Genomic DNA, 12,759 nt, shown 5'->3' with positions numbered 1-12,759 from the left:
ACGGTACGACGACGTCCGACATCGCTCGCGAGGAGTTGTTCAGTGAGTAGCGAGGCCTACATCTACGAGGCGATCCGCACGCCTCGCGGCAAGAACAAGGGCGGTGCCCTGCACGGCACCAAGCCGGTCGACCTGGTGGTCGGCCTGATCAACGAACTCAAGGTCCGCCACCCGAACCTCGACCCGCAGGCGATCGACGACATCGTGCTCGGCGTCGTCTCGCCCGTCGGGGAGCAGGGCGCCGTCATCGCGCGCACCGCCGCCCTCAACGCGGGCCTGCCCGAGACCGTCGCCGGCGTGCAGCTCAACCGCTTCTGCGCCTCCGGCCTCGAGGCCACCAACACCGCCGCGCAAAAGGTGCGCTCCGGCTGGGACAACCTGATCATCGCCGGCGGTGTCGAGTCGATGTCGCGCGTGCCGATGGGCTCCGACGGCGGCGCGCTGTTCATGGACCCGGCCACCGCCTACGACAACTACATCGTCCCGCAGGGCACCGGTGCCGACCTGATCGCGACCATCGAGGGCTTCTCCCGCGAGGACGTCGACCGCTGGGCCGTCCGCTCGCAGGACCGCGCCGAGGCCGCCTGGTCCGGCGGCTACTTCGCCAAGTCCGTCGTACCGGTCAAGGACATCAACGGCGTCACCGTCCTCGACCACGACGAGCACCGCCGCCCCGGCTCCACCGTCGAGGGCCTCGGCAAGCTCAAGCCCGCCTTCGCCGGCATCGGCGAGCTGGGCGGCTTCGACGCCGTCGCGCTGCAGAAGTACCACTCGGTCGAGCGCATCAACCACGTCCACACCGGCGGCAACTCCTCCGGCATCGTCGACGGCGCCGCGCTGGTGCTCGTCGGCTCCGAGCAGGTCGGCAAGACCTTCGGGCTGACCCCACGCGCCCGGATCGTGGCCACCGCGTCGATCGGCTCCGAGCCGACGATCATGCTGACCGGGCCGACCCCGGCCACCGAGAAGGTGCTGAAGGCCGCGGGCCTCAAGCCCGAGGACATCGACCTGTGGGAGCTCAACGAGGCGTTCGCGTCCGTCGTGCTCAAGTGGATCAAGGACCTGCACCTCGACGAGGAGAAGGTCAACGTCAACGGCGGCGCGATCGCCATGGGCCACCCGCTCGGCGCCACCGGCGCGATGCTGGTCGGCACCGTGGTCGACGAGCTGGAACGCCGCCAGGCGCGCCGCGCCCTGGTGACCCTGTGCATCGGCGGCGGCATGGGCGTCGCGACCATCATCGAGCGGGTGTGAGGACTCCAATGGCCGAGAGCAAGACCATCCGCTGGGAACAGGACGAAGACGGCATCGTCACCCTGACCCTGGACGACCCGAACCAGTCGGCGAACACGATGAACGCCGACTTCCGCGAGTCGCTCGGTGTCACGGTCGACCGCCTCGAAGCGGAGAAGGACAACATCACCGGTGTGGTCCTCACGTCCGCCAAGAAGACGTTCTTCGCCGGCGGCGACCTCAACGACCTCATCCAGGCCAAGCCCGAGCACGCGGTCGAGCTGACCGAGGGCAGCACCCTGATGAAGGGGCAGATGCGCCGCATCGAGCAGCTCGGCAAGCCGGTCGTCGCGGCGATCAACGGCGCCGCGCTCGGCGGCGGCCTGGAGATCGCGCTGGCGACGCACCACCGCATCGCCGCCGACGTCAAGGGCAGCCAGATCGGCCTGCCCGAGGTGACGCTGGGCCTGTTGCCCGGCGGCGGTGGCGTCGTGCGCACCGTGCGCCTGCTCGGCATCCAGAGCGCGCTGCTGAACGTCCTGCTCCAGGGCCAGCGGCACCGTCCGGCCAAGGCCCTCGAGCTGGGCCTGGTGCACGAGCTCGTCGGCTCGGTCGAGGAGCTCGTCCCCGCCGCGAAGGCGTGGATCAAGGCGAACCCCGAGGGCGGCGTGCAGCCGTGGGACGTCAAGGGCTACAAGATCCCGGGCGGCACCCCGTCGAACCCGAGCTTCGCGGCCAACCTGCCGGCGTTCCCGGCGAACCTGCGCAAGCAGATCAAGGGCGCGAACATGCCGGCGCCGCGGGCGATCCTGGCCGCCGCGATCGAGGGCGCGCAGGTCGACTTCGACACCGCGATCCAGATCGAGACGCGCTACTTCATCCACCTCGCCACCGGCCAGGTCTCGAAGAACATGACGAAGGCGTTCTTCTTCGACCTGCAGACCATCAACTCGGGTGGCTCGCGGCCGGACGGCTTCGAGAAGTACACGGCCAAAAAGGTCGGCGTCCTCGGCGCGGGCATGATGGGCGCGGCGATCGCGTACGTGTCGGCGAAGGCGGGCATCGACGTCGTCCTCAAGGACGTCTCGCAGGAGGCGGCCGAGAAGGGCAAGGGCTACGCGGAGAAGCTGGAGCAGAAGGCCCTCTCGCGCGGCAAGACCACGCAGGAGAAGTCGGACGAGCTGCTGGCCAAGATCAAGCCGACCGCCGACCCGGCCGACTTCGCGGGCGTCGACTTCGTCATCGAGGCCGTGTTCGAGAGCGTCGAGCTGAAGCACAAGGTGTTCGGCGAGATCGAGAGCATCGTCAACGCCGACGCCGTCCTGGGCTCGAACACCTCGACGCTGCCGATCACCACCCTCGCCGAGGGCGTGCAGCGCACCGAGGACTTCATCGGGATCCACTTCTTCTCGCCGGTGGACAAGATGCCGCTGGTCGAGATCATCTGCGGCGAGAAGACGTCGCCGGCCACGCTGGCCAAGGTGTTCGACTACACGCTCCAGATCAAGAAGACCCCGATCGTCGTCAACGACAGCCGCGGCTTCTTCACCTCGCGCGTGATCGGCACGTTCATCAACGAGGCCGTCGCCGCGCTGGGCGAGGGCGTCGAGCCGGCGTCGATCGAGCAGGCGGGTTCGCAGGCCGGCTACCCGGCGCCGCCGCTGCAGCTGATGGACGAGCTGACGCTGACCCTGCCGCGCAAGATCCGCAAGGAGACCCGCGAGGCCGTCGAGGCGGCCGGTGGCGTGTGGAAGGCGCACGCGTCGGAGACCGTGATCGACCGGATGGTCGAGGAGTTCGACCGCAAGGGCCGCTCGACCGGCGCGGGCTTCTACTCCTATGGGGAAGACGGCAAGCGGACCGGCTTGTGGCCGGGGCTGCGGGACGCGTTCAAGTCGGGCACGGCGCAGGTGCCGTTCGAGGACCTCAAGGAGCGGATGCTCTTCGCCGAGGCCCTGGAAACGGTGAAGTGCTTCGACGAGGGCGTGCTGACGTCGGTCGCGGACGCCAACATCGGCTCGATCTTCGGCATCGGCTTCCCGGCGTGGACCGGTGGCGTCATCCAGTACATCAACCAGTACGAGGGTGGCCTGCAGGGCTTCGTCGACCGGGCGCGTGAGCTGGCCGCCCGGTACGGCGACCACTTCGAGCCGCCGGCCTCGCTGGTGGAGAAGGCCGCCAAGGGCGAGATCTACGAATAAGCGGTGCCCGAAGGGGCTCTCCTCGACCGAGGAGGGTCCCTTCGGTCGCGTTCGGACTGCTGTCGTCGCTCTCGGTGCCGAGCATTGGCACCGGCGTGCCGAAGTGACCGTCCCCCGGTGCTGGCCGGGCATGATCTATCGCCCGTTCGGGGCCGCTACCGGTGCGGAGTAGCATCCCGGTTGCTTCTCTTCTCATAAGCGCGAGGGAGACTCAGCCGGATGGCAGATCCCGTTCATAACACCATCGTTATGCTCGACGTCGAAGGGTACAGCTCGGTCGAAAGGACGAGGGATGACCTCGACGCGCTGAAAAAAGGCCTTCACGAGGCATTGGTGGCGGCCTTCGCCGATTCCGGTATGCCATGGGACGATTTGCAACACGAAATCAACGGTGACGGCTACCTCATTCTCGTGCCTGCGCGATTTTCGAAGTCGCCACTTGTCGAGCGATTTCCACAATGCTTTGCCAAAGAGATCCGGGTGCACAACGCCCAAAACGAAAAACAAGCCCAGATGCGGCTGCGGATGGCGTTGAACGCTGGTGAGATCGCCGGCGGGCCGGGCAAGTGGACCTCGCCGGCGATCAGCAGGACTGCACGCCTGATCGATGATCAAGCGGTGAAAAGCGCACTCGCCGGGTTCAATGGTGTGCTTGTCATGATAACTTCGGATTACATCTTCGATGAGGTGGTGCGGCCGAGCAGGGTTGCGGCCGCACCCACTTTTCGCAAGGTGCGCATCAAGCGGATTTCGCAGCACGCTTGGATCTCGCGCCCGGAAGATCCCTACCCGGTGAAAAAGCGCCGATCCGCCGCGGCCCGGCGATTCTGGTGGCTGGCCGCGGCGGTAATCGTGGTCGCGGCCATCGTGCTGGCCGCGCTCCTGATCCTCGGCTAGGGCTCCAGCGCGAAGTGCGGCAGCCGGCGATCCAGCCACCGGGGCAGCCACCACGCGCGGGCCCCGAGCAGGCGCATGATCGCGGGGACGACCAAGCAGCGGATCACCAGTGCGTCCAGCAGGACCGCGACCGCCAAGCCGAGGCCGAACTGGGCCAGCATGCGGGACGGGTCGAGCAGGAACGCTCCGAACACCAGGACCATGATCGCGCCCGCCGCGGTGATCACCGCTCCCGTCGACGCCAGGCCTTCGCGCACCGCCGACTGTGCATTGCCCGTGCGGCGCCACTCCTCGTGCATCCGGGACACCAGGAACACCTCGTAGTCCATCGACAGCCCGAAGACGATCGCGAAGATCATCACCGGGACGAACGCCTCGATCGGGCCCGGCTGCGCGCCGAACCAGCCGTCGCCGAACACCAGCGTCATCACGCCGAGCGAAGCGCCGATGCTCAGCAGGTTCAGCAGCGCCGCTTTGAGCGGGATCAGCACCGAACGGAACACCACCATCAGCAGCAACGCCGACAACCCGACGACGACCAGCACGAACAGTGGCAGCCGGTCCGCGACGGCGTCCGCGAAGTCCGTCGCCGCCGCGACCGAACCGCCGACGAGGTAGTGGCCCGGCAGCGTCGGGAGGACGTCCGTCCGCAGCCGCGTCACCAGATCGGCGGTGGCTTCGTCCTGCGGTGACGTCGTCGGGAACACCAGAACCGTCCGGCCCATCGGCGGCAGGACCTGGGCGATGCCCGGATTCGACGTGAGTTTCCTTTGCAGCGCAACGGTGTCGCCGTCTTCGGTGACGATCGCGAGCGGGCCGGTGAAGCCCGGGCCGAAGCCTTCGGCCAGCAGGTCGTAGGCCTTGCGCGTGGTGGAACCGGCCGGGTCGGTGCTCGCGTCGGCGAACCCGAGCCGCAGGCCGGCGGCCGGAATGGACAGTCCGATAAGGACGATCAGCCCCAGGGCGAGCGGCGCCAGCGGACGGCGTTGGACACCGTCGGCGAGCCGTCGCCACGCCTTGCCGTGCTCCTTCCGAAGAGCGTGCCGGCGGATCCCTCGCTCGAGCCGCTTGCCGAACAGCGACAGCAGCGCGGGCAGGAGCGTCACCGACGCGAGCATCGTCATCAGGACCGTCAGCGCCACGGACAGCGCGACCCCGCGCAGCCCGCCGAGCCCGAGCGCGAGGAGGCCGAGCAGGGCGATGATCACCGTCGTCCCGGCGAACAAGACCGAGCGGCCTGCCGTGTCGAGGGCCCGCCGGGCGGCCGAATCGCGGTCGTGGCCGGCGAGGATTTCCGTGCGGTAGCGGGAAAAGATCAGCAGCGCGTAGTCGACGCCGACGCCGAATCCGACCAGCATCATCAGCGGCGAGGTGTAGCTCGCGATGTCGACGAAGTGCGAGACGACCGTGATCACGCCCAGCGTGCTGCCGACCGCGAACACCGCCGTGATGACCGGCAGCCCGGCCGCCAGCAGCGAGCGGAACAGGAACACGAGGATGACCAGCGCGGCGAGCAAGCCGACGCCCTCCGCGGGACCGCCGCTCTCGGAGATCCGCTCGATCGGGTCCCCGGCGAGCGCCACCTCGACCGGCCCGGCCCGCTTGGCGGTGTCGGCGAACTGCACGATGTCGTCGTAGGGGAGATCGGTCGACGCCGCGTCGAAAGTGACGGTGGCGTAACCGATCCGTCCGTCGGGAGAGAGCGTCGTGTCGGTGACCGAGCGCACGTGCGGCAGGGACCGGACTTGGCCGAGCATGGCGTCGATCGGCGCCCGGTCGGCGGCGAGGCCATTGTCGGCTTTCAGCACGATCTGCGCGTTCGCGCCGGACTGCGCGGAGTTCTTGAGCAGGTCCACGACCTGCTGGGATTCGGTGCCGGGCAACGAGTTGTCGTCGTGGAACGCGCTGCCGGCCAGTTGCGAGGTGAACGTGACGCCGATGAGGACCAGCGCCCAGAGCGCGACGGCGAGCCACCGGTGGCGTTGCGCCCAGCCGGCCAGCCGCGCCAGGCCGCCCCCGGAGGTACGAGTGATGGTGTCCATGGTGGACAAGGATTCGCGAGCGGGGCCCTACCGCGCGTCGCGCAGCGGAGGACACTTCGCGTGCTCCCGGCGGTGTCCCCTAAGGCCGGTCCCGTACACCTGGGGGAGTACGGGTCAGGGCGCCAGCCACCGCGGCGTCACCGCGCCGGACTCGTAGGCGAGGACGACCAGCTGCGCGCGATCGTGCATGCCGGTCTTGGTCATGATGCGGCTGACGTGCGTTTTCGCCGTCGCCGGGCTCAGCGTGAGCTCGCGCGCGATGTCGTCGTTCGACAGCCCGGCCGCGACCAGGGACAGCACCTCGCGCTCGCGGTCGGTGAGCCGGTCGAGCGCCGGGGACGGCGCCGGGCGGGTGCCGCGCGCGGCGAACTCCGCGATCAGCCGCCGGGTGATCGACGGCGCCAGCAGCGCGTCGCCGCGGGCGACCACGCGCACGGCGTGGATCAGCTCCTCGGGCTCGGTGTCCTTCACCAGGAACCCGCTCGCGCCCGCCCGCAGTGCGCCGTAGACGTCTTCGTCGAGGTCGAACGTCGTGAGGATGACGACCTTGGCCGGCACGCCGGGGTCTTCGAGGAGGTGCCGGGTGGCGGCGAGGCCGTCGAGCACCGGCATCCGGATGTCCATCAGGACGACGTCGGGGTGGTGGTCGTGCGCGGCCTGCAGCGCCTCGCGCCCGTCCGCGGCCTCGGCCACGACGGAGATGTCGTCCTCGCCATCCAAAATGGACCGGAAGCCGGCGCGGACGAGCCGCTGGTCGTCGACGAGCAGGACCCGGATCATCGGCCCATCATCGCACCGGCAGCCGGGCGCGCACGCGGTAACCGCCGTCTTCGCGCGGCGCCGCGGTCAGCTCGCCGCCGAGGGCCCGCGCGCGTTCGGCCATCCCGCGGATGCCGTTGCCCGCCGGCGCCGCGCCGCCGCGGCCGTCGTCGTCGACCTGAACGGACAGCTCGTCGGCGCCGTAGCCGAGCCGGACGACGACGGTCTTCGCGCCGGCGTGCTTGGCGACGTTCGTCAGCGCCTCCTGGACCACCCGGAACGCGGCGTGCTCGACGTCCGGGGGCAGGTCACGGGCGACGCCGTCGATCTCGGTGCGCACGGTCAGCCCGGAGGCGCCGACCGATTCGGCCAGCTCGGCGACCCGCTGGAGGCTCGGGCCGCCGGTCCGGCGGAGCATGCCGAGCGTCGCGCGCAACTCCTGGAGCGCGGTCTTGCTGGCGTCCTTGATGGCGCCGAGCGCTTCCTCGGCCTGCCCGGGCTCACGGCGGTGCAGCGCGGCGCCGGCCTGGACGTTGATCAGCGCGAGGTGGTGGCCGAGGACGTCGTGCAGCTCGCGGGCGATGCGCAGGCGTTCGTCGGTGGCGCGGGCCCGGGCCTCGGCCTCCTTGGTGCGCTCGGCTTCGGCGCGGTAGTGCGCGACGGCCCCGCCGGCGACCAGGGCGACGAACCAGCCGGTCATCAGGAAGAAGGCGAAGTTGTCGACGTGCCGCCCGGTCCGCGAGCCGATCTCCCCGGCGGCGACCCCGGCCATCGCGGCGACGACGAGCAGCGCGGCCCCGCGGATCCGCCCGGCCGCGGCGGCGTTGTAGAGCGCGTAGGCGAAGGCGAGCAGGACGAGACCGTCGGGATCGGTGAGCGGGTAGTAGAGGGCGCAGCAGCCGAGCGTGACCGTGGCGACGGTCAGGGGGAAGCGGCGCCGGAAGAAGAGGGCGGCACAGGCGAGGACGGTGAGCACCCAGCCGACGGCGGCGTGGTGCGCGGGCTTGGCCCCGTCGTTGAGCACGGCGAACAGCGAGCCGACGAGCACCGCGATGATGACCGCGAGCTCGGCCGCGTACCGCCGTAACCAGGACATACGGCGAGTTTAGGAGAACCGGCGTAACAACCGGGCGCGTTCGATCGACTCCTGCGGCATTGCTTCGTGGTGCTAAGGGAGTCGGCATGCGGATGAAGTTCGGTGCGGTGCTGGTCGCGGGTGTGCTGGTCGCGGGGTGTGGGGCCGGTGCCGTGCCGCCCAAGGACGCCGGGAACCTCGGGGTGGTCGCCCCCACCACGTCGGCGTATTCGATCCCGACGTACTCGGCGCCGACCGAGACGTCGACGTCGGTGCCGACGACGTCCGAAGCGCCGGTGGTCACCACGACCCCGGAGGCGCCGAAGACGGTCGCGCCCAAGGTGACCGCTCCGAAGGCGACCACGCCGCGGACCACCGCCCCGAGGACCACCGCGCAGGCCGCGCCGAAGCCGGCCGAGTGCGGTGCCGACTACTACCGGAACTCGGACGGCAACTGCGTCCACCGGCCCAGTGACAACCCGGCCGGCGCCACGGCCCTCTGCAAGGACGGCACCTACAGCTACAGCCAGCACCGCTCGGGCACCTGCTCCGGCCACGGAGGCGTCCGCACCTGGCTGTGACGAAACCGCCACTCGTACGGAAACCCGTCACCCCGTAGGTACAGTGCATGAAGTTGCATGACGCGTACTAAACACACACTGGGGGTGTGGTGGTGTCCCGTTCCGGCCGGGCGATCGTCGTGGTGCTCGCCTCGTGCGGGCTCGTTGCCTCCTTCATGCAGACGCTGGTCGTGCCGCTGATCCCGGTCTTCCCGCGGCTGCTGCACGCGTCCCCGGCCGACGCGTCCTGGGTGGTCACCGTGACGCTGCTGGCCGCGTCCGTCGTCACCCCCGTCAGCGGGCGGCTCGGGGACCTCTACGGCAAACGGCGGATGATCCTCGTCAGTCTCGGGCTGCTCATCGCCGGCTCGGTCGTGTCCGCGACGACCAGCGCGCTCGCCTTCCAGATCCTCGGCCGCGGGCTGCAGGGCTGCGCGATGGGCGTGATCCCGCTCGGCATCAGCATCATGCGCGACGAACTGCCGCCCGAACGCGTCGGTGGCGCGATCTCGCTGATGAGCGCGACGCTCGGGGTCGGCGGCGCCATCGGGCTGCCGGTCGCGGCCGTGGTGGCCGAGAACGCCGACTGGCACGTGCTCTTCTGGACCGCCGCCGGGCTCGGGCTGGCCTGCGCGCTGCTGATCCTCACCGTGGTCCCCGAGTCGCCGGTGCGGACGCCCGCGCCGTTCGACTACTTCGGCGCCTTCGGCCTGGCCGCCGGGCTGCTCTGCCTGCTGCTGCCGGTGGTCAAGGGCGGGACCTGGGGCTGGACCAGCGCTCGGACGCTCGGGCTGGCCGCGGCCGCCGTCGTCGTCCTGCTCGGCTGGGGCGTCTACCAGCTGCGCCGCCGCGATCCGCTGGTCGACCTGCGGGTGTCCGCGCGCCGCCCGGTGCTGTTCACGAACCTCGCGTCGATCATGGTCGGCTTCGCCCTGTATGCCATGGCGTTGTCGTTCCCGCAGCTGCTGCAGGCGCCGGCGTCGACCGGCTACGGGCTGGGCCAGACGCTGGTCGAGTCCGGCCTCACGCTGGCCCCGAACGGCCTGGTGATGATGCTGCTCTCGCCGGTTTCCGCACGGCTCATCGCCCGGTTCGGCCCGCGCCCGACGCTGATCAGCGGCTCGCTGGTGATCGCCGCCGGGTACGCGTTCGCGATCGTGCTCATGGACAACGCCGCCGAGCTGATCACGGCGTCGGTGATCATCGGGGCCGGCGTCGGCATCGCGTACGCGGCGATGCCCGCGCTGATCATGGGTTCGGTGCCGATCACCGAAACGGCGTCGGCGAACGGCCTGAACTCCCTGATGCGCGGCGTCGGCACGGCCGTCTCCAGCGCGGTGATGGCGGCGATGCTGGCCCAGCTGACCATCACCGTCGGCGGGCTGCCGGTGCCGTCGCTGTTCGGCTTCCGCGCGACGTTCGCGGTGGCCGCGTTCGCCGCGCTGGCGGGGGCGCTGCTCGCGGCGCTGGTCCCGCGGACGCGGACCGCGCCGGAGCTCGTCGCCGTCTAGTTCTTGCGGGCCACCAGGGCCAGGCCGCCGCATTCCGCGGGGTCGGGCGGCATTTCCGCGGGGTTGTCCGGCCGCCACTCGGGGATGAACACGATGCCCGGGTCGACGATCTCGAAGCCGTCGACCAGCGCCTGGAGCTCGTCGGCCGAGCGCGGGGTCACCGGGTTCGCGCTCTTCTGGTACATCGCGACCGCACGGGCCGTGTCGTCGCTCTGCTGCTCGTAGGTGGCGGACGACAGCGCGAGGTAGCTGCCGGGCGCGAGCGCGTCGCGGTAGGCGGCGATCAGCCCGGCCGGGTTGCGCTCGTCCGGGATGAAGTGCACGAACAGCGCCATCACGACCATCACCGGCTGGTCCAGGTCGAGCATCATCTCGGTGATGTCGTGCTCGAGGACGTCGTCGGGGAACTCGGCGTCGGCGTGCACCATGGCCGCGTTGTCGTTGTCCTCCAGCACGATCTCGCTGTGCGCGACGGCGACCGGCTCGTTGTCGACGTAGACGACGCGCGCGCCGGCGTCGACGGCCTGGGCGACTTCGTGCACGTGCCCGACCGTCGGCATCCCCGAACCGATGTCGAGGAACTGCCGGATGCCCTGGTCCATCCCGAACCGGATGGCCCGGCGCAGCCACTGCCGGTTGAGCCGGGCCCGCTCACGCGCGTTCGGCTGCGCGGCCAGCACCTGCTCGGCGAACATCCGGTCGACGGCGTAGTTGAGCTGCCCGCCGAGGATGTAGTCGTACACGCGCGCGGCGTTGGGCTTGTCGAGGTCGATGCCCCGCCGCGCGTACTCGTCTTCGCTCATCCGCCGCTCCCCGGAAGTCAGGTGTGCCGCGAGAATAGCCGCTCAGTTCCGGCGGGCCACCAGGGCCAGCTGACTGGCCTGCTCCGGGTGCTCGCCGACCTCGGCGGGGTCGTCCGGCCGCCACTCCGGCGTGAACACGATCCCCGGCGGCACGATCTCGAAGCCGCCGACCAAGGCGCGCAGCTCCTCCCGCGACCGCGCGAAGACGTCCGTGACGCTCTGCTGGTACAGCTCCGCCGCGCGGCGGACCTCCTCGCCCTGCCCTTCGAACGTGCCCGACGACAGCGCCAGGTAGCTCCCCGGCGCGAGCGCGTCCCGGTAGGCCGCGATCAGCCCCGCCGGATCCCGCGAGTCCGGGACGAAGTGGATGAACGCCGCCATGATCAGCATCACCGGCTCGGTGAAGTCCAGCAGCTGCTCGGTCGCCGGGTGCCCGAGGACGTCGGCCGGGCGCTCCGCGTCCGCCTGCACCATCTCCGCGTTGTCGTTGTCCTGCAGGACGATCTCGCTGTGCGCGACGGCGATCGGCTCGTTGTCGACGTACACCACCCGGGACGCCGGGTCGATCGACTGCGCGACCTCGTGCACGTGCCCGACCGTCGGCGTGCCCGAACCGACGTCCAGGAACTGGCGGATCCCCTGCGAAGCGCCGAAACGCACTACGCGGCGCAGCCACCGGCGGTTGAGCACGGCCAGTTCCCTGGCCTCCGGCCGCACCTGGAGGATCCGCTCGGCGAACTCCCGGTCGATCGCGTAGTTGAGCTTGCCGCCGATCAGGTAGTCGTACACGCGCGCCGCGTTCGGCTTGTCGACGTCGATGCCGCGCGGCGCACGGTCGCCGGCCATCACCGCTCCTTGCGGCCCACCAGCGCGAGGCCGCCCGACTGCTCCGGCGGGTCTTCGAGCGGGCCGTCCGGACGCCATTCCGGCGTGAAGACGATCCCCGGCGGCAGGACTTCGAAGCCCGTCACCAGCGCCCGCAGTTCGTCGGGTGACCGCAGGGTCAGCGGCGTGCCGCTCTTCTCGTACAGCGCGACCGAGCGCTGAGTCTCCTCGCCCTGTCCTTCCCAGGTGCCCGACGACAGCGCGAGGTAGCTGCCCGGCGCGAGGACGTCGCGGTAGGTGCCGATCAGCCCGGCGGGGTCCCGCGAGTCGGGGATGAAGTGCACGAACGCCGCCATGATCACCATCACCGGCTCGCCGAAGTCCAGCAGCTCCTCGGTGACCGGGTGCTCCAGCACCTCGTCCGGACGCTCGGCGTCGGCCTGCACCATGGCGGCGTTCTCGTTGCCCTCCAGCACGATCTCGCTGTGCGCGACGGCGATCGGCTCGTTGTCGACGTACACCACCCGCGACTTCGGGTCGATCGCCTGGACGACCTCGTGCACGTGCCCGACCGTCGGCATCCCCGAACCGATGTCCAGGAACTGCCGGATGCCCTGCTCGGCGCCGAACCGCACGGCGCGGCGCAGCCAGGCCCGGTTGGTCAGCGCCATGTGCTGCGCGTTCGGCAGCACGCCCAGGACGCGGTCGGCGAACATCCGGTCGACGGCGTAGTTGAGCTTGCCGCCGATCATGTAGTCGTACACGCGCGCGGCGTTCGGTCTTTCGAGGTCGATGCCCCGCTTCGCGTGTTCGTCGTCGCTCATCCGCCGCTCCCGGGTCGAAGGTGTGACGG

Annotated in this window: 11 protein-coding genes; 5 read left to right on the top strand and 6 right to left on the bottom strand. The window is 70.3% G+C overall.

Annotated elements, in window-relative coordinates:
- Positions 1-42: 42 nt before the first annotated feature.
- The 3 genes from ACWEF6_RS15675 to ACWEF6_RS15665 all read left to right on the top strand — a co-directional run bounded on the left by ACWEF6_RS15675 (position 43) and on the right by ACWEF6_RS15665 (position 4,331).
- Positions 43-1,254: an acetyl-CoA C-acetyltransferase gene (locus ACWEF6_RS15675; RefSeq protein ID WP_449683548.1), complete on the top strand. Its 1,212-nt coding sequence runs from the start codon at positions 43-45 to the stop codon at positions 1,252-1,254.
- Positions 1,255-1,262: 8 nt separating this feature from the next.
- Positions 1,263-3,434, top strand: a complete 2,172-nt coding sequence (locus ACWEF6_RS15670; protein ID WP_449683547.1) for a 3-hydroxyacyl-CoA dehydrogenase NAD-binding domain-containing protein — start codon at positions 1,263-1,265, stop codon at positions 3,432-3,434.
- Between the two features lie 219 nt (positions 3,435-3,653).
- Complete coding sequence (locus ACWEF6_RS15665; RefSeq protein WP_449683546.1) at positions 3,654-4,331, top strand: hypothetical protein; 678 nt, start codon at positions 3,654-3,656, stop codon at positions 4,329-4,331.
- Here ACWEF6_RS15665 and ACWEF6_RS15660 read toward each other — a convergent pair.
- The 3 genes from ACWEF6_RS15660 to ACWEF6_RS15650 all read right to left on the bottom strand — a co-directional run bounded on the left by ACWEF6_RS15660 (position 4,328) and on the right by ACWEF6_RS15650 (position 8,228).
- Entirely contained in the window at positions 4,328-6,373 is a 2,046-nt protein-coding gene (locus tag ACWEF6_RS15660; RefSeq protein ID WP_449683545.1) for an MMPL family transporter, read from the bottom strand. The genes ACWEF6_RS15665 and ACWEF6_RS15660 overlap by 4 nt on opposite strands.
- Positions 6,374-6,487: 114 nt before the next feature.
- Complete coding sequence (locus tag ACWEF6_RS15655; protein WP_449683544.1) at positions 6,488-7,153, bottom strand: response regulator; 666 nt, start codon at positions 7,151-7,153, stop codon at positions 6,488-6,490.
- 7 nt (positions 7,154-7,160) lie between these two features.
- Complete coding sequence (locus tag ACWEF6_RS15650; RefSeq protein WP_449683543.1) at positions 7,161-8,228, bottom strand: sensor histidine kinase; 1,068 nt, start codon at positions 8,226-8,228, stop codon at positions 7,161-7,163.
- A 92-nt stretch (positions 8,229-8,320) separates the two neighbouring features.
- Here ACWEF6_RS15650 and ACWEF6_RS15645 point away from each other — a divergent pair, with 92 nt between their 5' ends.
- The gene (locus ACWEF6_RS15645; RefSeq protein ID WP_449683576.1) at positions 8,321-8,788 is read left to right on the top strand and encodes a DUF3761 domain-containing protein; all 468 of its coding nucleotides are present in this window, start codon (positions 8,321-8,323) and stop codon (positions 8,786-8,788) included.
- An 86-nt stretch (positions 8,789-8,874) separates the two neighbouring features.
- Positions 8,875-10,278 carry an MFS transporter gene (locus ACWEF6_RS15640; RefSeq protein WP_449683542.1) on the top strand — a complete coding sequence of 468 codons (1,404 nt, stop codon included), beginning with the start codon at positions 8,875-8,877 and terminating at the stop codon, positions 10,276-10,278.
- Here the strand turns inward: ACWEF6_RS15640 and ACWEF6_RS15635 are convergent.
- The 3 genes from ACWEF6_RS15635 to ACWEF6_RS15625 are packed head-to-tail and all read right to left on the bottom strand — an operon-like array spanning position 10,275 to position 12,730.
- Positions 10,275-11,081 carry an SAM-dependent methyltransferase gene (locus ACWEF6_RS15635; protein ID WP_449683541.1) on the bottom strand — a complete coding sequence of 269 codons (807 nt, stop codon included), beginning with the start codon at positions 11,079-11,081 and terminating at the stop codon, positions 10,275-10,277. The two genes, ACWEF6_RS15640 and ACWEF6_RS15635, sit on opposite strands and share 4 nt — an antisense overlap.
- A 42-nt stretch (positions 11,082-11,123) precedes the next feature.
- On the bottom strand, positions 11,124-11,927 hold the full coding sequence (locus ACWEF6_RS15630) for an SAM-dependent methyltransferase (protein WP_449683540.1): 804 nt from the start codon (positions 11,925-11,927) through the stop codon (positions 11,124-11,126).
- Positions 11,927-12,730, bottom strand: coding sequence for an SAM-dependent methyltransferase (locus tag ACWEF6_RS15625; RefSeq protein WP_449683539.1), 804 nt, complete (start codon positions 12,728-12,730; stop codon positions 11,927-11,929). The genes ACWEF6_RS15630 and ACWEF6_RS15625 overlap by 1 nt, the downstream gene beginning before the upstream one ends.
- Positions 12,731-12,759 lie beyond the last annotated feature (29 nt).

It is taken from the genome of Amycolatopsis sp. NPDC004772 (genome assembly GCF_053601215.1).
The sequence above is the reverse complement of the archived record's forward strand: the minus strand, read 5'-3'. Positions and strand labels throughout refer to the sequence as shown.

Coding starts and splice junctions, on each gene's coding strand:
- ACWEF6_RS15660 (WP_449683545.1), bottom strand. CDS start 6,373: ATGGACACCATCACTCGTACCTCCGGGGGCGGCCTGGCGCGGCTGGCC.
- ACWEF6_RS15665 (WP_449683546.1), top strand. CDS start 3,654: ATGGCAGATCCCGTTCATAACACCATCGTTATGCTCGACGTCGAAGGG.
- ACWEF6_RS15625 (WP_449683539.1), bottom strand. CDS start 12,730: ATGAGCGACGACGAACACGCGAAGCGGGGCATCGACCTCGAAAGACCG.
- ACWEF6_RS15645 (WP_449683576.1), top strand. CDS start 8,321: ATGAAGTTCGGTGCGGTGCTGGTCGCGGGTGTGCTGGTCGCGGGGTGT.
- ACWEF6_RS15670 (WP_449683547.1), top strand. CDS start 1,263: ATGGCCGAGAGCAAGACCATCCGCTGGGAACAGGACGAAGACGGCATC.
- ACWEF6_RS15635 (WP_449683541.1), bottom strand. CDS start 11,081: ATGAGCGAAGACGAGTACGCGCGGCGGGGCATCGACCTCGACAAGCCC.
- ACWEF6_RS15655 (WP_449683544.1), bottom strand. CDS start 7,153: ATGATCCGGGTCCTGCTCGTCGACGACCAGCGGCTCGTCCGCGCCGGC.
- ACWEF6_RS15650 (WP_449683543.1), bottom strand. CDS start 8,228: ATGTCCTGGTTACGGCGGTACGCGGCCGAGCTCGCGGTCATCATCGCG.
- ACWEF6_RS15630 (WP_449683540.1), bottom strand. CDS start 11,927: ATGGCCGGCGACCGTGCGCCGCGCGGCATCGACGTCGACAAGCCGAAC.